Source organism: Bacteroides sp. AM41-16, from assembly GCF_003603495.1.
Taxonomy (GTDB): domain Bacteria; phylum Bacteroidota; class Bacteroidia; order Bacteroidales; family Bacteroidaceae; genus Bacteroides; species Bacteroides uniformis.
On sequence record NZ_QTNE01000024.1, the window covers coordinates 56728 to 77498 of the forward strand.

The 20771-nt window shown below is 42.0% G+C and carries 18 protein-coding genes, 1 pseudogene and 1 riboswitch; of the genes and pseudogenes, 11 read left to right on the forward strand and 8 right to left on the reverse strand.

All coding sequences use genetic code 11. From position 1 onward, the window contains the following. Positions 1-109 precede the first annotated feature (109 nt). The 4 genes from DW896_RS18310 to DW896_RS18325 all read right to left on the reverse strand — a co-directional run bounded on the left by DW896_RS18310 (position 110) and on the right by DW896_RS18325 (position 5546). Positions 110-1138, reverse strand: a complete 1029-nt coding sequence (locus tag DW896_RS18310) for an iron ABC transporter permease (RefSeq protein WP_057097802.1) — start codon at positions 1136-1138, stop codon at positions 110-112. 81 nt (positions 1139-1219) lie between these two features. Then, entirely contained in the window at positions 1220-2353 is a 1134-nt protein-coding gene (locus DW896_RS18315) for an ABC transporter substrate-binding protein (protein WP_117959147.1), read from the reverse strand. A gap of 5 nt (positions 2354-2358) precedes the next feature. Then, positions 2359-3477, reverse strand: coding sequence for a YncE family protein (locus DW896_RS18320; RefSeq protein WP_119993635.1), 1119 nt, complete (start codon positions 3475-3477; stop codon positions 2359-2361). 53 nt (positions 3478-3530) lie between these two features. Further along, positions 3531-5546 carry a TonB-dependent receptor gene (locus DW896_RS18325; RefSeq protein WP_119993668.1) on the reverse strand — a complete coding sequence of 672 codons (2016 nt, stop codon included), beginning with the start codon at positions 5544-5546 and terminating at the stop codon, positions 3531-3533. A gap of 58 nt (positions 5547-5604) precedes the next feature. Beyond that, a riboswitch (cobalamin riboswitch) is annotated at positions 5605-5804 on the reverse strand. Positions 5805-5904: 100 nt separating this feature from the next. On the opposite strand from DW896_RS18325, the gene DW896_RS18330 reads away from it, so the two are divergent. From DW896_RS18330 to DW896_RS18375, 10 genes and pseudogenes are all read left to right on the forward strand, one after another. Further along, on the forward strand, positions 5905-7137 hold the full coding sequence (locus DW896_RS18330) for a Cof-type HAD-IIB family hydrolase (RefSeq protein ID WP_005832678.1): 1233 nt from the start codon (positions 5905-5907) through the stop codon (positions 7135-7137). A 246-nt stretch (positions 7138-7383) separates the two neighbouring features. Then, positions 7384-7819 (forward strand): annotated as a pseudogene (locus tag DW896_RS18335) (HTH domain-containing protein); the annotation flags it as partial. Between the two features lie 418 nt (positions 7820-8237). Next, positions 8238-8984 carry a hypothetical protein gene (locus DW896_RS18340; RefSeq protein ID WP_119993637.1) on the forward strand — a complete coding sequence of 249 codons (747 nt, stop codon included), beginning with the start codon at positions 8238-8240 and terminating at the stop codon, positions 8982-8984. Positions 8985-9082: 98 nt separating this feature from the next. Next, on the forward strand, positions 9083-9289 hold the full coding sequence (locus DW896_RS18345; RefSeq protein WP_032564469.1) for a helix-turn-helix transcriptional regulator: 207 nt from the start codon (positions 9083-9085) through the stop codon (positions 9287-9289). Between the two features lie 14 nt (positions 9290-9303). After that, positions 9304-11619, forward strand: coding sequence for an EcoAI/FtnUII family type I restriction enzme subunit R (hsdR, locus tag DW896_RS18350; protein WP_119993670.1), 2316 nt, complete (start codon positions 9304-9306; stop codon positions 11617-11619). A gap of 2 nt (positions 11620-11621) precedes the next feature. Beyond that, positions 11622-13130, forward strand: a complete 1509-nt coding sequence (locus DW896_RS18355; RefSeq protein ID WP_119993640.1) for a class I SAM-dependent DNA methyltransferase — start codon at positions 11622-11624, stop codon at positions 13128-13130. Positions 13131-13145: 15 nt separating this feature from the next. Further along, on the forward strand, positions 13146-14162 hold the full coding sequence (locus DW896_RS18360; protein ID WP_119993642.1) for a DNA-binding protein: 1017 nt from the start codon (positions 13146-13148) through the stop codon (positions 14160-14162). Next, entirely contained in the window at positions 14155-14634 is a 480-nt protein-coding gene (locus DW896_RS18365; RefSeq protein WP_119993644.1) for a Fic family protein, read from the forward strand. The genes DW896_RS18360 and DW896_RS18365 overlap by 8 nt, the downstream gene beginning before the upstream one ends. A gap of 2 nt (positions 14635-14636) precedes the next feature. Then, positions 14637-15134 (forward strand): hypothetical protein, encoded by a 498-nt coding sequence (locus tag DW896_RS18370; RefSeq protein WP_119993646.1) that lies wholly within the window; start codon positions 14637-14639, stop codon positions 15132-15134. A gap of 15 nt (positions 15135-15149) precedes the next feature. Then, positions 15150-16661, forward strand: coding sequence for a restriction endonuclease subunit S (locus DW896_RS18375; RefSeq protein WP_119993648.1), 1512 nt, complete (start codon positions 15150-15152; stop codon positions 16659-16661). On the opposite strand, the gene DW896_RS18380 is transcribed toward DW896_RS18375, so the two are convergent. Together DW896_RS18380 and DW896_RS18385 are read right to left on the reverse strand one after the other, a co-directional pair. Next, positions 16641-17063 carry a restriction endonuclease subunit S gene (locus tag DW896_RS18380; protein ID WP_371413397.1) on the reverse strand — a complete coding sequence of 141 codons (423 nt, stop codon included), beginning with the start codon at positions 17061-17063 and terminating at the stop codon, positions 16641-16643. The genes DW896_RS18375 and DW896_RS18380 overlap by 21 nt on opposite strands. Before the next feature lie 62 nt (positions 17064-17125). After that, the gene (locus DW896_RS18385) at positions 17126-18514 is read right to left on the reverse strand and encodes a restriction endonuclease subunit S (RefSeq protein ID WP_119993653.1); all 1389 of its coding nucleotides are present in this window, start codon (positions 18512-18514) and stop codon (positions 17126-17128) included. A 63-nt stretch (positions 18515-18577) separates the two neighbouring features. On the opposite strand from DW896_RS18385, the gene DW896_RS18390 reads away from it, so the two are divergent. Further along, positions 18578-19384 carry a tyrosine-type recombinase/integrase gene (locus DW896_RS18390; RefSeq protein WP_119993655.1) on the forward strand — a complete coding sequence of 269 codons (807 nt, stop codon included), beginning with the start codon at positions 18578-18580 and terminating at the stop codon, positions 19382-19384. Between the two features lie 48 nt (positions 19385-19432). On the opposite strand, the gene DW896_RS18395 is transcribed toward DW896_RS18390, so the two are convergent. Next, entirely contained in the window at positions 19433-19945 is a 513-nt protein-coding gene (locus tag DW896_RS18395; RefSeq protein WP_057280665.1) for a TIR domain-containing protein, read from the reverse strand. A 2-nt stretch (positions 19946-19947) separates the two neighbouring features. After that, the gene (locus DW896_RS18400; RefSeq protein WP_165860127.1) at positions 19948-20763 is read right to left on the reverse strand and encodes a macro domain-containing protein; all 816 of its coding nucleotides are present in this window, start codon (positions 20761-20763) and stop codon (positions 19948-19950) included. Between the last annotated feature and the right edge of the window lie 8 nt (positions 20764-20771).

Here is a 20771-nt window from a genome sequence, read left to right on the forward strand (position 1 = left end):
TGCCATAGGTTTGGCAAAACTTTGCCATGCCTATGGCAAAAGTTTGCCAACGCGGTGGCAAAGTCTTGCCAATAGTAAGGCAAAACCTTGTCAAACTGTTGGCAATAGCTTAGTTGAATTGTTGGGGCTTCCGCTGGCTCAGAATAACGTAGATGATGACCGGCGCACCGATAATGGGCGTGACGGCATTCAAGGGGATAATACCCGCTTCGCCGGGCAAGACGCAAATCAGATTGCAAAGCAGTGCCACTGCACCGCCACTCAGGATGGTGACCGGCAATAGGGAATTGTGATTGGTTGTCCCCAATATCATGCGGGCCACATGCGGCACGGCCAGGCCGATAAAGGCGACCGGACCACAGAAGGCGGTGGTGACAGCCGTCAAGAGCCCGGTGATAATCAAAAGCCAGTTGCGCACACGGCGGATATTTACACCTAGATTTTCGGCATAGCGCTCTCCCAGCAACAAGGCGTTCAGGGGCTTTATCAACAATAATGAGCCGAACAGTCCCACAATGGTGACCAGCGCAAAGGCCGGCATCTGCTGTAGGGAAACTCCACCGAAGTTGCCCAGCCCCCATATCATATAGGACTGCACCCCCTCTGCCGTAGCAAAGAAGTTCAGCAGGGCAATGGCCGAAGAAGCGATGTAGCCTATCATGATACCCGTTATCAGCAGCATGATATTGCTCTTTATCAGCGTGGAAAAGAAAAGGATAAGTACCATAATCAGCATGGCTCCGATAAATGCGCCAAGCAGTACGGAGAAGAAGCCGGACAGACTGAACACCCCTGCCGTGATGCTGCCGCCAAACAGCAGCATGACGAAGGCCACTCCCAGACTTGCCCCGGCGTTGATGCCCAGAATGGATGGTCCTGCCAGCGGATTCTTGAAAGCCGTCTGCAACATCAGTCCGCAGACAGCCAATGCGCCACCGCAAAGCAGCGCCGTCAGCGCTTGGGGCAAACGGGATTCCCAAAGGATGAAGCTCCAGCTTGCCTTCTCCCCCTCTCCACCGAGCAGGATACGGAAAACATCGGCAGGCGGAATCGAAACCGACCCCACCAGCAGATTGCCCGCAAAAAGCAATAAGATTACTACTCCCAGCCCGATACCATATTTCCAGCCTTTACTCATAGTTACATTATTTAGCACACAGAGACACGGAGGCACAGAGTTTTCTATTACTTTCACAAAAGTTCCGTATCTCTGTGTTCATCACTCCTTCAGTCTGCAAAAATAGCGCAAACCTCCCAAATCTCCTATTTCGGGATGCAGAATCTGTATCAGGTCGGATAACAAATAATCGGGACGGAACGGAGTCTCCTCGTAGAAAGGAACTTTCGCCGTATTACAACCATAGACATTCCGGGTCTTGAAAGCCTTGAAACCGGTGTAGCCGATATAATCCGCCTCCAAATCAGCATAGCTCATGTCGCGGTCACGGTTGTACTTCACCAGCCAGACGTCGGCATCGCCCGCCTTGTCGAAAACGGTCTCGAAAGCCAGAGGAACAGAACCGCTGTGGGTATCGTCGGCAAAAGCGTAACGCCCGCAAGCATCCTGAAAAAGCCTTCCTATAGTGCTACGCCCTCCCGGAGCGTACCATGCCGAGCCGCTTTTCAACTCGCTGACAATGGACAGTGAGGTGGAGGAAAGCTTTGCACGCATCTTGAGGCGCCGGTAGCAGCTATCCACCTCGGCAAACAGACTGTCGGCTTGTGGCGCAGCCCCGAAGAGCAGCCCGTAAAAACACATCCATTCGGCACGGCCCAAAGCGGAAGTTTCCATATAGTCGGCACATTCGATGATGGGAATATCCAGTTTCTCGATACGGCCATAACCACCACTGTTCTCGAACGGAGATAGAAGAATGGCATCGGGATGCAGGTCGATGATACGTTCCATATCGGGATTCATACCATCGCCGCAATCGACAATGATACCCCGACGGCAAGCCTCGTGCACGGCCGGCAGCTTAATGTACTTCAGGTCGCAAACGCCGCCGATACTACTGAACACGCCCAGATTATCCATCAACCCGCAATGTACGGAAGAGTAAATGACCGATTTGGAGAGCGGGGTACGCACCACGGTACCTTCCGGAAGATGTGCCGGGAGTTCACGGTCTTTAGGAACCAGGATATAGGTATGCAGCGTGTGCAACGTATCCCAGGGATTGCGCAGGGTGGCAAGGGTATAGTCGGGATAGGACACTAAGGTAAGGTTCTCCGCATAACGTAAGGGAATGGTGTCACCGTCGGGCAAAGCAGAGGCAGTCTTGCCCCTTCCCCCGCAGGAGAAAAGAAGCAAGACTGCGAGTATGCAGATAAGAAAGCTGTTCCTTTTCATCGACATTAATTAAAGAAAACAGCGGAATTAGGATTGACACCTCCTGCATCGAACTTTTCTATGAACGTACCGTCTTTCTTGAAACGGTAGATGGTACCGTTCGTAATGAAATCGGAAGTACTGATATAAATATCACCGTCATTGTCGTTTATTGTCAACATATGCAATGTACTCGATACAAGTTCAGCAGGAGCATCTTTCAGGAAAGAAGCATTATTCATCTGTCCCGTCTTGATGTTGTAAGTAAAGAAAGTGTTGACAGTTGTAACCGGTTTAGTACTCCAGTCCGTCATTGAATTCACCAGATACAATATATCATTATTGGCAGCCATATAAGTGGCATTGCCTATCTTGGTAACCTTGTTGCCTTTGGCCGGCTCAATCATCTGCAGCACATAGCCCTCTGCAGAAGAATAATCATCAGAAATGAGGAACACTTTGTCGTCCTCTTCCAGCATTTGTGTATTGGGATTGGAAGCCACTGTCAATGTTTCCTTTAGTGTGAATGTTCGCAAGTCTATCACTTTAACATCATTGTGATAAGTATAGTCAGCAGTACAACTATTCGAAACATAAAGCATGTCCTCACAGATTGCCACACCTTCCAGATTGTCACCAAGTCCGGTCAATTTATCCACTACCTCCAACGTTGTCGCATTGATTTTAGCCACTGCTCCTCCCCAAAAGGAAGCATAGATATACCCATCCTCAGCATCTATATAGCGAATACCAGCACTGAGGTCGTTGTCGCCTACGAACGAAACACGTTTCAACTCCACACCTGCAGCATTCAGCTTGGTCAGATAATTAGAGCCATAAACGGCTATATATATTTCATCTTCATACTCAATCATGCTCTGACCAAGGTCACCCAACTTGGCATTGTTTTGGGTCTTGTAGATATCACTGATAAAATCCGCATCCTTATTGGGTGCATAAAAGGCAAGTCCTGCATTGTTGGCCCCTTGAGAGCCTTCGTTCAGAATATAGACACGCGTCTGCGGCAGTGTCACCTTCGACCCGTCATCATCCAGAGAATCATCGTCGTCGTCACTACAAGATACCAAAGAGGCACCCAAAGCAAGCATGCAGAGCATACCGAATAATAAACTTCTTACTTTCATAATCACTGTTGTTATTGTTTATAATTATTTCTTATTGTTTATAAATGGCTGACTCAAAACTTAAAGGTCCCCGTCAGCCGCCACGAACGGCCCGGCATAGGATAATATTTTATCACGTCATACTGTTCATCGGTCAGGTTTATAATCTCAGCCTGCAACCGGAGTCGGCAACTGCCCAAAGCAAACTCATGAGAGAGGCTCATCGTATGCTCCCAATACCCCTCAATCTCATTCTCCGGAAGGTTCTGCGACAAATAGTAGCGTTTTCCCACTCCCACCACCGAGTAGCCCACATTCACCCACGGCGTTTCCACAATGGCAGACGCATTTCCGCTATGGAGAGGGGTATAAGGCAATTGGTCTTTATAGTTCTTGGCATCGGCATCGGTCAGGTCAATGGCCTTCTGCCACGTATATCCGCCCGACATAACCAGTTTTATTTTTTTTGTCAAGGGTACAGTGGCGGCCAAAGTGGCATCCACACCTGCGGCATGTACCTTGCCGTAGTTTGCCATCTTCCACGCATAGGTGGTGGGAAAAGCCACAATCTTATCCGTCACATCGTTGTAGTAACCGTCGAGCGTAACGGAGATATAGTCGAACACAGACAATCCGGATTTGCTCCATGTGATACCGACATTATATTCGTCTGCCTTCTCGGGTCGCAGATTACGGTTGCCCAGCCGGTAGTAATAGAGGTCGTTGAAAGTGGGCAGACGGAACGTACTCTTATACATCAACCGGAAATACAGCGACTCGTCCTGCCAAGGCTGCATACTGACTGATAAAGAGGGGGCAAAGCGATGGAAGTCATCGGGGACCGTACCTTTCTCGGCATGCTCCGAAGTGGCAGTATGCACCAGCGAAGCCGTGGCCGTGAGCCATCCTTGCCGGTAGCGTGCATTGAAGGCACTGATGGAAGTATATCTTGTAGGGAAAGGACATTCCGGCAAACTGTTGCGCAACTTGTTTATCACCCCATCCTGCGCCAACGAAAGGGTCAAAGCTTCCAAAGGACGGTAGAGAACGGTCGCGGAAATATAATATTCGTCTTGCCGGTGATTTTCCCGATAATATCCGTCGGCATATTCCTTGCCCTCATCCTTATATTGGTTCCAGCCATGATTATACTTTGCCTGTGCCTGCAAACTCCACCGGGGCGAAAAATGCTTCCTATAACGTGCCTGCACAAAAGTATTCTCATCCCAAAGCGTTTCATCGGAAAGGGGATTATAGAGCGTAACCGCCCCTGGAAGTCCCCGGCGGGAATAGAAGTAATAACCCTTCACATCCAGTTCGCTGTCATCCTTGAAAGTATGATAAAAGGTAGCTTCGCCCTGCCAGGAATAGATGCCGGAGTTGTTACGTTTCTCTTCCGTCACGTATTTCCCATTGACCAGCGTGAAAGGGTAATTACCGTCTGCCCTCATATAACCGGCATCTACCGCCACGCGTGTACGGCAGCCCAGTTTCTGCCACCAGCGCAGCGAGGGGCTGACCATGCCGAACGACCCTCCGCGCACCCGTGCCTGAAAAGCGGCATTGCGCCCGTCATCAAAATGAGGTTTTTCCGTCTCTATGCCCAGCACACCGGCCGACGCATACAAGCGGGCGGACTGTAACAAGTCCTCCGACTGCCCGATGGCGAGCGAAAGCATGGAAACATTGTCCAGCGAAAAACGCCCGATATCTATCTGCCCTGCCTGACAATTGCTCACCGCCACCCCGTCATAACTGACAGCTGTATGGGCTGCTCCCATATTGCGTATGGAAACCGTTTTCAGTCCTCCAATGCCTCCATAGTCCTTTACATTGGCTCCGGCAAAACGGCGTACAGCATCTGCCATATTCTGTATTCCCAGCTGGCTGATATCCTGCCGTGACATTGTCTGTATGGGTACGGCAGAAGTCACTTTATTGGGCGACCTGCGTGCTGTCACTGTCACTTTCTCTATCTGATGCACTTTCCCCGTAATCGTATCTCCCCCCACCTCCTGGGCAGAGAGCCGGAGTATACTTGCACCCAATGAAACAGCACAGACCAGTAATACCTTAGTCCTTCCTGACATAGAATAAATGAAGATTATCTTAAACCATTTGCGCACTGCCCACTTTCCTCGAATGGACAATTTTTCGACTTTGTTTTGCAGGTCTTCTGACTCGTTCCCGGTACATCGCCTTCCCGTTCTTTCCGAAGAACAGTGGCACAAGTATGATACACCGAGCATGGAACTCACAGCAGCGGGACTGTTCGGGACTTTCACCCGATTCCCTTTTCATCCGCTTCTCCGGATAGAGAACGCGGAACAAAACGTGGACAAAGATAGGATAAATAAAAGAAGTTTCAGTAAACAATAAAACGAATATTACCGTTTTAACAGTCATTTTTTTAACTTTGTAACATAATAACCCCAAAATCGAGTTGCCATGAAATATAAGTTATTGGTTCTTGATGTAGATGGAACGCTACTCAATGATGAAAGAGAAATTAGTAAAAGGACATTAGCTGCTCTGCTAAAGGTCCAGCAAATGGGAGTGCGCATAGTTTTGGCATCCGGTAGGCCGACTTATGGACTGATGCCACTGGCCAAAACCCTCGAACTCGGCAATTATGGAGGGTTTGTTCTCTCCTATAACGGTTGCCAGATAATAAAAGCACAGAACGGAGAAATATTGTTTGAACGACGCATCAATCCGGAAATGCTGCCTTATCTGGAAAAGAAAGCCCGCAAGAACGGCTTTGCCATCTTCACCTACCACGATGATACCCTCATTACGGATAGTCCGGACAATGAATATATAAAGAATGAAGCCCTGCTAAACAATTTGAAGATAATCAGGGAAGATGAATTCTCTACTGCCATAGACTTCGCACCTTGCAAGTGCATGCTGGTGAGTGACAAGGAAAAAGCTCTGATAGGGCTGGAACAACATTGGGAAAAACGCCTGGCAGGTACTCTGGATGCTTTCCGTTCCGAGCCTTACTTTTTAGAGGTGGTGCCCTGCGGAGTCAATAAAGCGAATACGTTAGGCGCCCTATTAGAGCATTTGGGAGTAACACGGGAAGAAGTCATTGCCGTTGGAGATGGCGTATGCGATGTGACCATGCTCCAATTGGCCGGCATGGGGGTAGCTATGGGACATTCACAAGATTCTGTAAAGGTCTGTGCAGACTATGTGACTGCATCGAATGAAGAAGATGGAGTGGCCCTGGCCGTAGAAAAACTAATATTGGCAGAAGTGCGTGCAGCAGAGGTGCCTCTTGATTTACTGAACGAACGGGCACGACACGCATTGATGGGAAACTTGGGCATTCAATACACATACGCTTCGGATGAGCGCGTAGAAGCAACCATGCCGGTCGACTACCGTACCCGCCAACCCTTCGGCATTCTGCATGGCGGTGCCACCCTTGCCTTGGCAGAAACCGTTGCCGGGCTCGGCTCCATGATTATCTGCGAATCTGATGAGATTGTCGTGGGAATGCAAGTCAGCGGAAATCATATTTCTTCTGCACACGAAGGAGATACCGTAAGGGCAGTGGCAACCATCGTTCATAAAGGGCGTTCATCCCATGTGTGGAATGTGGACGTATTTACTTCCACCAATAAACTGGTTTCCTCTATACGGGTAGTGAATAGTGTTATAAAGAAAAGATAAAATAACTGTTATAAACTACGTAATGTAAATGCATGAAGATCAAAAGGGAACGAGGGGGTTAACCAATTCCTCGGTTTTATCCTTACCTTTGTAAACTATATTAGAGAGTTATACCCGAACAACAAAAAGAAAACGATGCAGATACGCAACAATACATTGATAACGGAATGTTCAGCTTATGATTTCAAGGAAATGTTGGGACGTAAGAAAGTGAAGTCATGGCTTAAATCCGTGTCGGCTTTTGCCAATACGGAAGCATCTTCTTTCTTCACTACATTTCTATAATCTGAATTGGGGAAAGAACGAAAGAATACCCGTAGAAGAAGTGGCCGAAAGGGTAAACAGTCCCCTCAAAAAGTATCCTGCAAACGAAGAAAGTTCGGTCGAAAAGTTCGGTGTAAATGCGAAAATGTTCGGTGTAAACGACAAAAGTTCGGAGATAAGGTTCGGAGAGAGCACAGATGCCCCTAAAAACATAGGAAAGACAGCACAGAAGATTATCGATTTCGTCATTTCCGATTCTTCTATGTCAGCCGAAACTATGGCTTACAAGATTGGTATAAGTTCTCGTGCCGTAGAAAAACAAATTGCAAAATTGCGGTCTATGGGTATCTTATCTCGTGAAGGTGCGAACTTTGGTGGCTATTGGCGCATTGTCATTAATCCTCAAACTGAAAAATAAGTATATAAGACTGACTTGAAATTCAAAAACACAAGAGGCGTGCAACTTAATGGATTACACGCCTCTTTTTTCTATAAAATCACCTATTGCAACTTACTTCACTTCCTCTAAAATAATATATTATATAAATCAGTTAGTTATAAATATATGGTACAAATATGACTTCTTTTTATGTAATATCCCCTAAAAACGATAATAAAGAGAGCTTCTCATAGGGAATAAAAGATTTATATTTATTTAACAACATATTTCCTATTTGCAGATGTTTTCATTTGCTACTGGATATTTTCACTTGTTATGCTTTTCTTTTCACAAATAGCATAAAATGAACTTATTACAGTTTCTGCCTCTATTTTTGCCTTTCGTTTTTTATGAAAATGCGTTGTACCTTTGCATTGGGAAATAAAAAACAATAGACATGAAGCAAAAACAATATATACTTCACTCTTGGGTAATAGAGGTCATTACGGTACTGCTGGCTTCGATGATTGCATTTCAAGTATGCAATATATTTAGCATACGAATGAGTTTGTTTCCATTTGTTATGGCTGCCGGATATATCATACTAAAACTCATGTATCATCTTTGCATTATCGTGGCAAGGTATATTATAGAAGCCATCCCTCCATCATTTGGGGTATCAGTCAAGAAAAGGGGCAGTAAAAAGCCATTGGCTTTAGCTTCTTTTCCTATCTCAAACTGCGAAGAAGTTCAGAAAAAACGAATGGAGTTATTTCACTATGAATACCAGCGTGAGCAACAACAATACCAACAACAAAAAGAGAAAGAAGACGATGAAAAACTTAATGCTATTCTGAAATACACAAGAGATACATTTAAGCGTTTTGACTTGGATGAAACTGAGATTTTCCAAATATGTGAATGTGTCCGTTATTTTGTGACCAATAGGCAAGTGCTTTCCATGACCGAAATTCATATCAAGAGGCACAATTCTATCACCCAAATCTCTTTGAAGAACTTCGCTTGGAATATCGCTTTCCAATATAATATAGGTAGAGATATGACCACATCTTTTGTAATGGCGACATTTACCGAGTGGTTCGCTAACTCTACATTTGACACCGTTAGAAAGAATTTGCGGACTACTACAGGGCGACATAAGATTGAAATTGACGAAAATATCTTATCGAAATACGGTATCTAACCCTCTTTTTTGCTTCCTGATAATAATTATTATCGGAAGTTGCTTATACTGTCAGACAATTTATATAAATTTGCTCTCAGATTAAAACATTTTACCTCATGGCTAATTTAAACAGACTAAAAGTGGTGCTTGCAGAGCAACAGAAAACAGGAAAATGGCTTGCAGAACAGATTGGGAAGTCTAACTGTACTGTAAGTAAATGGTGCAGTAATTCGGTTCAGCCAGACCTTAAAACGCTTAATGATATAGCCAATGTTCTTAATATCGACGTGAAAGACTTGCTTGTCAGCAGTTGCAAATCATAAAACAACTTATTGTCATGGAAGTAAACAAGAAAGAACTCAAAGAACAAGAGATACGCACTCTGTTCATTACTCCTGCTCTCCAACAAAAAGGATGGGCAGTAAGTATAAATATGCGTGAAGAGTACTATTTTACGGATGGCCGAGTACTTGTTGTTGGCAACCAACATTCAGTAGCAGAGGGTAAAAAAGCCGATTACCTATTATATCATAAAGGTAAGCCCATCGCTGTAGTTGAAGCCAAAGACAATAAACACGCAGTTGGAGGTGGTATTCAACAAGCTATGGATTATGCCCAAATCCTTGACTTGAAATTTGCATACTCCAGTAATGGTGATGCTTTCTTGGAACATGACTTTATAACAGGGAAAGAAACCGAGATTAAATTAGAGGACTTTCCAACTGAGGAAGAACTATATAATCGCTATCTTGCATCCAAAATTTATACATCGGATGAACTCAATATTATAGAAACTCCTTTTTACTATGATGCTCATAGCCATGAGCCAAGATATTATCAACGTATAGCAGTTGACCGTACCGTAGAAGCCATCGCAAAAGGACAACAACGTGTACTTGTGGTAATGGCTACCGGTACTGGTAAGACTTTTACTGCTTTCCAGATTATCCATCGTCTCCATAAAAGCGGAGCCAAGAAAAAGATTCTTTATCTTGCAGACCGCAATATCCTTATTGACCAGACGATGGTTCAAGACTTCAAACCCTTCAAGAAGTTTATGACTAAGATAACTTCTGTTGGAGAGGGTGAAGAAAAAATTGATTCATCATACGAGGTTTATATGGCATTATACCATCAACTAGTCGGTAAAGAGGGTAAGCCTGATCCATTCTTGGAAGTACAGCCAAACTTCTTTGATTTGATTATCGTTGATGAGTGCCATCGGGGAAGCGCAAAAGACGATTCTGCATGGCGCAAAGTATTGGAGTATTTCAGCTCTGCCACCCAAATCGGTATGACAGCCACCCCAAAAGCCGATGAGGGAGCAAACAATTTGGATTATTTCGGAGAACCGGTATATACCTATTCCCTACTTCAAGGCATCCAAGATGGATTTTTAGCTCCATATCGAGTTACAGCTGACTTTATCAATGTTGATTTGCAAGGATGGACTCCGGAAGAAGGTGAGATAGATTTATTGGGTAAGGAGATTGAACAGAAATTATATCAAAGACAAAACATAGGTCGTGACCTTGCTATTAAGTTAAGGCGTAAGGTTGTGGCAAACAGAATTACTAAAATGTTGCATGACATAGGTCGTATGACAAAAACAATTGTATTCTGCTCAGATATTGAGGAAGCAGCCGAAATGCGGACGTTGCTTATTAACATGAATAGTGACTTATGTAAAAAATCACCTTATTATGTGACACGTATTGTCGGTGAGGATAAAGAAGGGAAGAAACAACTGGACAACTTTATCAGTGTTGATGAACCCTATCCGGTAATTGTTACCACCTCCGAACTCCTATCTACAGGAGTGGATTGTAAAACTTGTGGTTTAATCGTCATAGATAAAGAAATTGGCTCTATGACTGAATTTAAGCAAATCATCGGACGTGGCACACGGCTTAGAAAAGATAAAGGCAAGTGGCATTTGGAAATCCTTGACTTTCGCAATGCCACAGCCAAATTCAAAGACCCAGCATTTGATGGCGACCCGGAACCGCCCAAAGGAGGAGGGAAAAAGCCCAAGCCTTACAAAATCATTGACGACCCGAGTCCCACTGTTTCTGAACCTCGTGAGAAATACATCATAAACGGTAAGGATATTCGCATTGCCCATGAGATAGTATCTGTATTAGGTGAAGATGGCAAGACTATGAGAACGGAAAGCGTTCAGTCATTCGCAAGAAAACAATTATTGCGCCACTACCAAAGTCTAGATGATTTCATACAAACATGGACTGAGGCAGAACGCAAGCAAGCCGTTATGGATGAGTTAAAAGAATATGCCATTCTGATAGACGCTGTGCGTGAAGCGAATCCTGCATTGAAGGATGCCGACATCTTTGATGTGATATGTCACGTAGCCTTTGACCAGCCACCGTTGACAAGGAAAGAGAGAGCTAACAACGTCAAGAAGCGTAATTACTTTGGAAAATACGAAGGTAAAGCTCGTGAAGTATTGGAAGCTCTTCTTGACAAATATGCAGAGAATGGTATTCTCGACTTTGAAAAGGCGAACATCTTGGAGATACCGCCATTCAACAGCATAGGGAAACCAACTAAAATCATAAAGTTATTTGGTGGCAAGGTTGCCTTTGAACAAACCATCAGAGATTTGGAATATCAAATTTATAAATCAGCTTAAAAATGGCAGTAAACAACATCATAAAGCGAATCCAAAATATCATGCGTCAAGATGCAGGTATCAATGGTGATGCGCAGAGAATCGAACAAATGACTTGGATGTTCTTCTTGAAGGTTTATGACACACAGGAAGAAACATGGGAATACAAAGATGAGAACTATAAATCCATCATTCCGGAAGATTTGCGTTGGCGTAATTGGGCGATAGATGAGAAAGACGGTGAAGCATTGACAGGAGAAGCATTGCTCTCTTTCGTAAATGAAAGATTATTTCCTACCTTGAAGAATCTTCCAATTGATGCCAATACTTCAAGAGCTAAAAGCATTGTTCAAGAAACATTTGCAGACTTGAACCAGTATATGAAGAATGGAACGCTTCTGCGCCAAGTGGTCAACATCGTAAATGAAATAGAATTTGACGACGCTGACGACCGTCACACATTCGGAGATATTTATGAAGGAATCTTGAAAGATTTACAATCGGCAGGAAATGCCGGTGAGTTCTATACTCCACGTGCATTGACCGATTTTATTGTGATGATGCTTGACCCGAAATTGGGCGAGACCTTTGGCGACTTCACCAGTGGCACAGGAGGCTTCCTTACCTCTGCTCTCAACTATATGGCTAAGAATGTACGTTCTGCCGAAGATGGAGAAAAGTTGCAAAATGCAGTCGTGGGTCAAGAATGGAAACCGTTACCATATCTGTTGAGTATTACAAATTTATTGCTCCACGATATTGAAGCACCCAACATAGCTAACTGTGATTCGCTTGGGACAAATGTCACTGATTTCAAGGAAAGCGACAAGGTTAATATTATCGGTATGAATCCTCCGTATGGCGGTAGTACGGAAGATAGCGTAAAAAGCAACTTCCCTGTACAATACCGTTCAAGTGAAACTGCGGATTTGTTCATCGCCCTTATCATGTATCGTCTTAAAGTTGGCGGTCGGTGCGGTGTGATTATCCCCGATGGCTTCTTGTTTGGTACGGATGGAGCAAAACTTGCGCTAAAAGAAAATCTTCTCCGCAAATTCAATCTGCATACTATCATCCGTTTGCCGTGTTCTATTTTCTCCCCATACACCTCTATTGCAACCAATATTCTTTTCTTTAATAATGAAGAAGCCGAAGGTTGCGAAGAAGGATTCAAGACCAAAGAGACATGGTTCTATCGTTTGGATATGCCGGAGGGATATAAACACTTCTCTAAAACAAAACCTATGAAAGTGGAACACACTCTGCCGATTCAAGAATGGTGGAAAGATAGGAGAGAAATTATAAGTGACGAGGTAGGAGAAAAGAGTCGTGTATTTACCGCCCAACAGTTGATAGACTTGGACTGCAATTTCGACCAATGTAAGTTCCCGAAAGAGGAAGAAGAAATACTTCCTCCGGCAGAATTGCTCAAACAGTATTTTGAAAAGCGTGCTGCGCTCGACCATGAAATAGACAAAACGCTTTCTGAGATTCAAAAGATTCTCGGCATTGACATAAAATCGTGTAACTGATAATTGTGAAGTGATATGAAAGATTTGACCATCTCAAACATAGAAAGGCAGAATGTACTTAACAACCGTTTTGCTGTTAGTAAAGTACAGGAGCATCTTGACATTGAAGGAATGCTCTTTGAGGGCGAGTATCGCTTTACAAAAAAAATGGTTGCCGATTTCTACGAAGTAGAAGAACGAACCATAGAACGCTACTTGGAAAAACATTCCGATGAATTATCGGCTAATGGATATATTTTATGTAAGGGTAAACACCTGAAAGAGTTGAAATTACAATTTGCTCCCGTCATAAATGTCGGGAGCAAAACAACCCAGCTTGGACTGTTTAACTTCCGCTCATTCTTAGACATGGGTATGCTACTTACAGAGAGTGAGAAAGCTAAAAAAGTCCGTAGTCTTATCTTGGATTTTGTGATTACTACCATCAACGAAAAGACCGGAGGAGGAACAAAATATATAAATCGCAGGGATGTACATTATCTTCCTGCTGCAATTACAGAAGAAAACTATCGTAAAAATCTTACTTCTGCCATCAATCAATATGTAGACGGGCATCCCACATACAAATATCCTCAAATTACAGACTTTATATATAAGGCTGTATTCAAGGAGAATGCTAAGGAGTATCGGGAAGTATTGAAGTTGGATTCCAAAGACAATGTTCGACACACGCTGTATTCAGAGGTTTTATTGGTTATTTCTTCTTTTGAAAACGGTGTGGGCGCAGCTATCAGTGAACGATTTAAAGAAAATGGTGGCAGGTTGCTTACCATTGACGAAGTGGAGCGCATTGTAAACGAACTTGCCGAACACCCGATGCAGAAACCTTATCTGAATGATGCCAGGACCAAAATGGCTTCAAGGGATTTCAGTTTCCGAGATGCGTATCATGGTAATATAGCAGATTACCTGCAAGCTGTTACTCCTGAAGAGTTTGAACGATTCATCGGTGACCAGTCTATTGATTTTGACCGTATCTTAGCGGATAACAAAGATGTGCTTAAACGCTTAAAGCAGGCAGAAGATGAGTAAGGATATTATTTACATAGATTACGATGAAACCTTAAACATCTATGGCAAAATGATTGATGCCAGTGATGGCGGTTTTGAAGGAGTGCGTGATGAAGGGGGAATTCGTGCAGCATTGGATTTTGTGCAAAATGATTTATACTATCCAACCTTTGCTGATAAACTAACCTATCTGATGTATAGATTCTGTTCGGGGCACTTTTTTAATGATGGGAATAAGCGTATTGCACTGACTTTGGGTACGTACTTCTTACACAAAAATAATTACTTTTGGCATGCTTGCATCTGTATGCGTACATTGGAATCTATCATTTACCATGTGGCAGCATCGAATATTGACCAAGATTTGCTGCTGCGCATCGTCAATAGCTTTTTGACAAGTAAAGATTATGACGAGGAACTGAAAATAGATATTGCCAATGCCATGAGTAAGGGTGAATTAGGAATACAAGGCGAAGATTACGAACAAGATTAAATATGAAAACTATAAAGATTATATTATTACTGTTTTGTATTATTTTAGGACTCAACGCTAAAACACAAACAGTAGGTTATACTTATAAAGCACTTGCAGCCGAAGGTTGCAATATGAATTACAGCGTAGCTAAGCAAGACACCATTTATTCGATAGTAGCTACAGTGCGTTCAGACAGAATGAATTTTCTCGCTGAACCAACTATGAAAATTCGGACATTCACAGGTAAATATCTTGAATTAAGAGGAACTGTGATTGGGAATGGAAGTCAATCTGCTGGTGTTATTAGTGGAAGTATTGTAATCCCCGTCACAGAAATAAGTTCTACTGCTCAATTCAGAATTACTCCACAGCAGTTTGAAATCTTGAATGAAGGTGTGGCAAAAATTCGGTTGTCTATGACACCTATAAATCATGAACGTACCTTCAAAAAAGACAAGATAGGAAAAAAGTTATATCAGTTCTATCTGAAGGAAAAACAAAAAAACGACAACTTCTAAGTCAGTTAGAATAAAATGAACGGAAAGCAACTAAAAAATAGCATACTCCAGTGGGCGATACAAGGCAAACTTGTACCGCAAGACTCTAATGACGAACCGGCATCTGTGCTTCTTGAACGTATCAGGGCAGAAAAAGCTAAGCTGGTCAAGGAAAAGAAAATCAAGAAAGACAAAAACGAATCAATCATTTATCGTGGTGACGATAATTCCTATTATGAGAAGTTTCTCGCCACCGGGGAGGTAAAGTGCATTGATGACGAGATTCCGTTTGAGATTCCGCAGGGGTGGGAATGGTGCAGATTGAAGCATATGTGTTCTATGCAGGCTGGGAAAAATATATCAGCTTCAGAAATTTATGATGAAAAGTCTGTTCTTCACCCATATAGATGTGTCGGTGGAAATGGACTACGAGGGTTTACAAACACATTCAATGCAGAAGGACATTTTGCTATTATTGGCAGACAAGGAGCATTATGTGGATGCCTTAATATAGAAAGTGGAAAATTCTATGCCACAGAACACGCTGTAGTTGTGAATGGCTTTGGTATAATTCCATCGTTGTTCATCTATTACTTTTTTACAGCATTGAACTTAAATCAATATGCAACCGCAACAGCTCAACCCGGTTTGGCAGTATCCAATATAGTTGAAGTATTTATACCTTTACCTCCGCTTCCTGAGCAACTACGCATAGTCTCAAAAATAGAAAAACTACTTTCGTTAGTCAAAACTTATGAACAAGCACAGAATGGACTTAACGAACTTAATGCCTCACTTAACGAGCAATTACGTAAATCGATTCTGCAAGAAGCAATACAAGGCAAGTTAGTTCCTCAAATTGCAGAGGAAGGAACTGCCGAAAAGTTGCTTACCGAGATTCGCGAAGAGAAAGAACGCCTCATAAAAGAAGGTAAGCTAAAGAAGTCTGCTTTGACCGATTCCATTATCTTCAAAGGTGACGATAACAAGTATTATGAGCAGATAGGCAAAAAATGCTTAGATATAACGGAACAAATACCTTTTGAAATTCCTGTAAATTGGGCTTGGGCAAGAATGGGGCAAATTGGAGATTGGGGTGCAGGTTCAACTCCCCAACGGGGTAATGCGAATTATTATAATGGCAATATTTTATGGCTTAAAACTGGAGAATTGAATAATGGAATAATCTATGATACAGAGGAAAAAATTACGCAGAAGGCTTTTCAGGATTGCTCTTTACGTATGAATAAAATTGGGGATGTCCTTATTGCAATGTATGGTGCTACTATTGGAAAATTAGCAATCGTGGGCGAGGATCTCACTACAAATCAAGCCTGTTGTGGTTGTACTCCTTATTTGATTTATAATTGGTATCTATTTTATTTCCTTATGGCAAGTCGAGATTCTTTCATAAAGAAAGGAGAAGGTGGTGCCCAACCTAATATTTCTCGTGTTAAACTGGTTGAGCACTTAATACCTTTGCCTCCACTAAAAGAACAACATCGCATTGTTGCCCAAATAGAAAAACTATTTGAGCAACTGCGATAATGCTGTTATTCGTTTTGCTATACGTTGCTGTTCGGCAAAAGGCGGAATACCAATGGGTAAGTTGTAGAATAACTCCTTATTGAGGTGTGGAATTGCCGCACCTCTTTTTGAATTTCGTAACTCCTCTTTATAGAACAGGATGAAAGCCAAGATATATGATTTCCACATCACAGAAGAAAGCCATAGTTGCTTGAATGTACTTCCCATATATCCATCTTGCGGAACTGCAAAAACTTCACCTGAATTTTCACCATCTACAAGAATGATGTTATCCCCGGCATAGACAAATTTACCTTTATTCATAACGGTGGCAGACGATTTACCACGCAAGTATTTTGCATCCAAACAGATGCCCTTTCCAGTTCTCTTTTCTCCATCGGTCAATTGGCATACATCTTTCAAACGCAATACAGCCCAGCTATTGGGATATTCAAAAGGAAACTCAATTTCAACGATTTGCCCATTTATCCTCTCATAATACTTGCTATTGCTTTAATCTGCTTTTCGATTCGGGCTTGCTCTTGCAATGGAGGTAAAGGGAAAAGTTTGTTTTCTAAATAGCCAGATATTATTCGTTGTTGGTTTGCAGTACCCTTAAAAATTGCTTCATCTATGAAATATGAACTTTCAAGAAAGAACAAGAGGTACCATCGATTTATAGTTTCACCGAATTGCCGTAGCACTTTCAATTCAGTTGTTCCTGCTCCAATTCCATTGGGTAAATTACAGAAGATTGCAGATTTTCGATTTTGGAAGCATGGAGTTATCTTAGCAAAAGCAACATCGCCATCTGCAAAATGGGTATAACCCGTTTTAATTGCTTTCCATTGTACTTCATCATAGGAAAACTCAGACCAGTAAGTCGCACATATTTTTTCCATCGGAATGAATGCTGATATACAATTATCTTCTGCAATATTTTTAGGGTTTATTTGAAATATATCTTTGATACGTACCCATTGCCATGTGACAGGTATCTCAAATGGAATTTCGTCTGTTACTTCTGTGACTGTTTTACCAATCTTCTCGAAGTACTTGTTATCGTCACCTTTGAAGATAACGGAATCAGATAACGCAGATTTCTTTAACTTGCCTTCTTTGATGAGTTTCTGCTTCTCTAATTTTATCTGTTCGAGCAATTCTTGGGCTGTACCTTCGTCTGAACATTGAGGTACAAGTTTACCTTGTATTGCTTCTTGGAGAAGAGACTTCCTAAGTTTATCATCTATATTCTCATTGAGATTGTTCAAATCCTGCTGTGCCTTAGCATATCGCTGAAACATAGGAGTAAGACTTGCTAACTTTTGTACAAGACGAGTCTGCTCTGCTTTAGGAGGAATTGGTAAAAGCATCCTTCCTAATGTTTTCCCATTGCAATTGGGTTGTGCGGTAGCTATTGTTCCAGATTTCAATTGTTCCCAATACAATTGACTTTCCATAAACGATTTAAGATATTGTGGACATAGCTCTTGTGAATATCTTGTTCTTATGAGGTAACCAGCATATATAGCTGGTTCAGGAACGAACTGAACTAAAAATGATTTGCCTACAGTTCCACCAGTTCTTGCAAAAAGAATGTCGTTCTCTTTGAGTAGGTAAGTATCAATATCATGAGCTTCTATATTGCAAAATGGGACATCTTTCCATTGAACTACATTATCATGAATATCACTAATTCTGATCATCTTTATATCACCTCGTTCAATGGCAGGGGCATTATATCCATATTGGATTGACAATGCAATATTACCCCATCTTTCCCATTCCCACCCCTGCGGAATCTCAAACGGAATCTCGTCATCAATGCACTTTACCTCCCCGGTGGCGAGAAACTTCTCATAATAGGAACTCAATGAATTTGTGGATGCTATACATTATTAATGATAGCGAATTGTTTAACTAATAATGTATAAGACATGGACATTGAAAATTTTGAAATGTATCTTCGTCAAGGGAATATGGCGGAGAATACGGTCGCGGCTTACCTCTATGCCGTAAGAGAATACTATTCCCGACACAAGGAACTGAACAAGTGCAATCTGCTTGTTTATAAAACCTATCTCATTGAGAAATTCAAGCCTAAAACTGTAAATCTTCGTATTCAGGCAATGAACAAGTATCTTGATTGTATGGGAAAATCTCGTCTGAGATTAAAATCCGTCAAGGTACAACAGCGTAGTTATTTGGAAAATGTAATCAGCAATGCCGACTATGTTTTTCTAAAGAATAAACTTAAAAAAGAGGAAAATCGAGAGTGGTATTTCGTAGTTCGTTTCCTTGCTGCTACTGGTGCAAGAGTTAGCGAACTAATACAAATGAAAGTGGAGCATGTGCAGATGGGCTATTTCGACATCTACACCAAAGGTGGCAAAATTCGTCGTATCTATATTCCTAAGGCTTTACGCAAGGAAGCCATAGAATGGCTTGGCAATGTCAATCGTGCCACTGGTTATCTTTTCCTTAATCGTTTCGGTGAACGTATTACTACCAGAGGTATTGCTCAACAGTTGAAAAATTATGCTACAAAATATGGCTTGAATGAGAAAGTGGTTTACCCTCACTCGTTCCGTCACCGCTTTGCAAAGAATTTTCTGGATAAGTTCAATGACATATCCTTGCTTGCTGATTTGATGGGGCATGAAAGTATAGAAACTACCCGTATCTATCTGCGTCGTAGCAGTGCCGAGCAACAAGAGATTGTCGATAAAGTGATAACTTGGTAAATAAAACACTGCCCCATTGGTAAAAAATCATGGGGCAGTGTATAGTTATTATCCAATGGCATTTCTTACCGAGTCATAATCCCAATACAATGTATTTCCAACCCATTTTTCCATCGGCGCATGAATACCACGATTTCTGACTACTTCTGGACATTTGGATCTATTCACCACTGTTGATTTATACAGGACTATTATTTTTAGACCATCCCGAATCGCTTTCTCGCATTCGAAATCAATATAACTTCGAGTATCCACTGTATGTCCTCGACCACAAGTCCCCCAATAACTATTGTAGCTATTACAATATTGGCATCCACCAGCCCTTAATTCTTTTGTGTGTTCACCAACGATAAGGATAAATGTTTTAGAGGCATCCAATCGCTCGGCCAATGACCTTTTAATCGAGCAATTTAGGCTTGTATCCCTTGCTTGCTTTAATTCATGAGCATCCGAAAATGAAAGTCCATATCGGGAACTGTCATTCCACCGGTGCAATGCGTCAACGGCATCTTTGTCATTGTCCCAATCTCCGGCGATATAAGTTCTTGTTCTATAATACATGGCTAAAATATTTTTTTAATATCGTACAAATTAATTTTATCTATGGATTCTCTTGTTAATACAATGGTTATCGGTTGATATATTTGAGCATCCGATGTTTTGAGTGTACAAAGGATACAACGGAGCAAATGAAATTCATTTTTGTCAGTAATGCGCGTTATTCCTCCTCCGAGTAGAGGTATAGTAACAGGTCTATGTGCATAGACTCTGCTTATTTCATTCCACATTGCCCGAAGACAGATTTCATACTCGTTATGAGATAGTTTTGCCTGATTATTCTCAAAATGAGAAAATGCCAACAACAAATAATCTTGATATGTAATAATTCGGCCAAGTGGGTAATAGGTTCGACCTGCTTTTGTTTTCCTCTTCATACTAGGTATATCTTCTGCCTCATCAATCTTTTTATTCAAATCGTCAATATCCTGTAATCTTTCTATGAATTTCCCATTCAATGAGTTCCTTGCAATAACAACGTCATCAACTATTGTGTCAAAAAACTCATTAAAAGGGATTAATTTCCAGTTAGGCGATTTGAAAATATCACCTTCCTCTATTCTTACAGTTATTCCTTTTATCTTCAGTGTTATTGCATGGTCTGCTCTAAGTGCTTTTATTACAGCTGTTATTATCCACAGTAATAGAAATACACCTAAAATAATCAATCCTTTCTCCCACCACTTCTGAATATTGACTACATCCGTAATGCTAAAATCTGCAATAGCACAAATAGTTTCAATGGCAGCAATGAAACTAACAGCGTACAAAAAACTATCTTTCCAAAGAACTTTACTATGTAATTTTGAAATTTTCATCATTGTATCCT

Coding starts and splice junctions, on each gene's coding strand:
- DW896_RS18330 (WP_005832678.1), top strand. CDS start 5,905: ATGAAATATAAGTTATTGGTTCTTGATGTAGATGGAACGCTACTCAAT.
- DW896_RS18325 (WP_119993668.1), bottom strand. CDS start 5,546: ATGTCAGGAAGGACTAAGGTATTACTGGTCTGTGCTGTTTCATTGGGT.
- DW896_RS18310 (WP_057097802.1), bottom strand. CDS start 1,138: ATGAGTAAAGGCTGGAAATATGGTATCGGGCTGGGAGTAGTAATCTTA.
- DW896_RS18340 (WP_119993637.1), top strand. CDS start 8,238: ATGAAGCAAAAACAATATATACTTCACTCTTGGGTAATAGAGGTCATT.
- DW896_RS18320 (WP_119993635.1), bottom strand. CDS start 3,477: ATGAAAGTAAGAAGTTTATTATTCGGTATGCTCTGCATGCTTGCTTTG.
- DW896_RS18315 (WP_117959147.1), bottom strand. CDS start 2,353: ATGAAAAGGAACAGCTTTCTTATCTGCATACTCGCAGTCTTGCTTCTT.
- DW896_RS18355 (WP_119993640.1), top strand. CDS start 11,622: ATGGCAGTAAACAACATCATAAAGCGAATCCAAAATATCATGCGTCAA.
- DW896_RS18375 (WP_119993648.1), top strand. CDS start 15,150: ATGAACGGAAAGCAACTAAAAAATAGCATACTCCAGTGGGCGATACAA.
- DW896_RS18365 (WP_119993644.1), top strand. CDS start 14,155: ATGAGTAAGGATATTATTTACATAGATTACGATGAAACCTTAAACATC.
- DW896_RS18360 (WP_119993642.1), top strand. CDS start 13,146: ATGAAAGATTTGACCATCTCAAACATAGAAAGGCAGAATGTACTTAAC.
- DW896_RS18390 (WP_119993655.1), top strand. CDS start 18,578: ATGGACATTGAAAATTTTGAAATGTATCTTCGTCAAGGGAATATGGCG.
- DW896_RS18345 (WP_032564469.1), top strand. CDS start 9,083: ATGGCTAATTTAAACAGACTAAAAGTGGTGCTTGCAGAGCAACAGAAA.
- DW896_RS18400 (WP_165860127.1), bottom strand. CDS start 20,763: ATGATGAAAATTTCAAAATTACATAGTAAAGTTCTTTGGAAAGATAGT.
- hsdR (WP_119993670.1), top strand. CDS start 9,304: ATGGAAGTAAACAAGAAAGAACTCAAAGAACAAGAGATACGCACTCTG.
- DW896_RS18370 (WP_119993646.1), top strand. CDS start 14,637: ATGAAAACTATAAAGATTATATTATTACTGTTTTGTATTATTTTAGGA.
- DW896_RS18395 (WP_057280665.1), bottom strand. CDS start 19,945: ATGTATTATAGAACAAGAACTTATATCGCCGGAGATTGGGACAATGAC.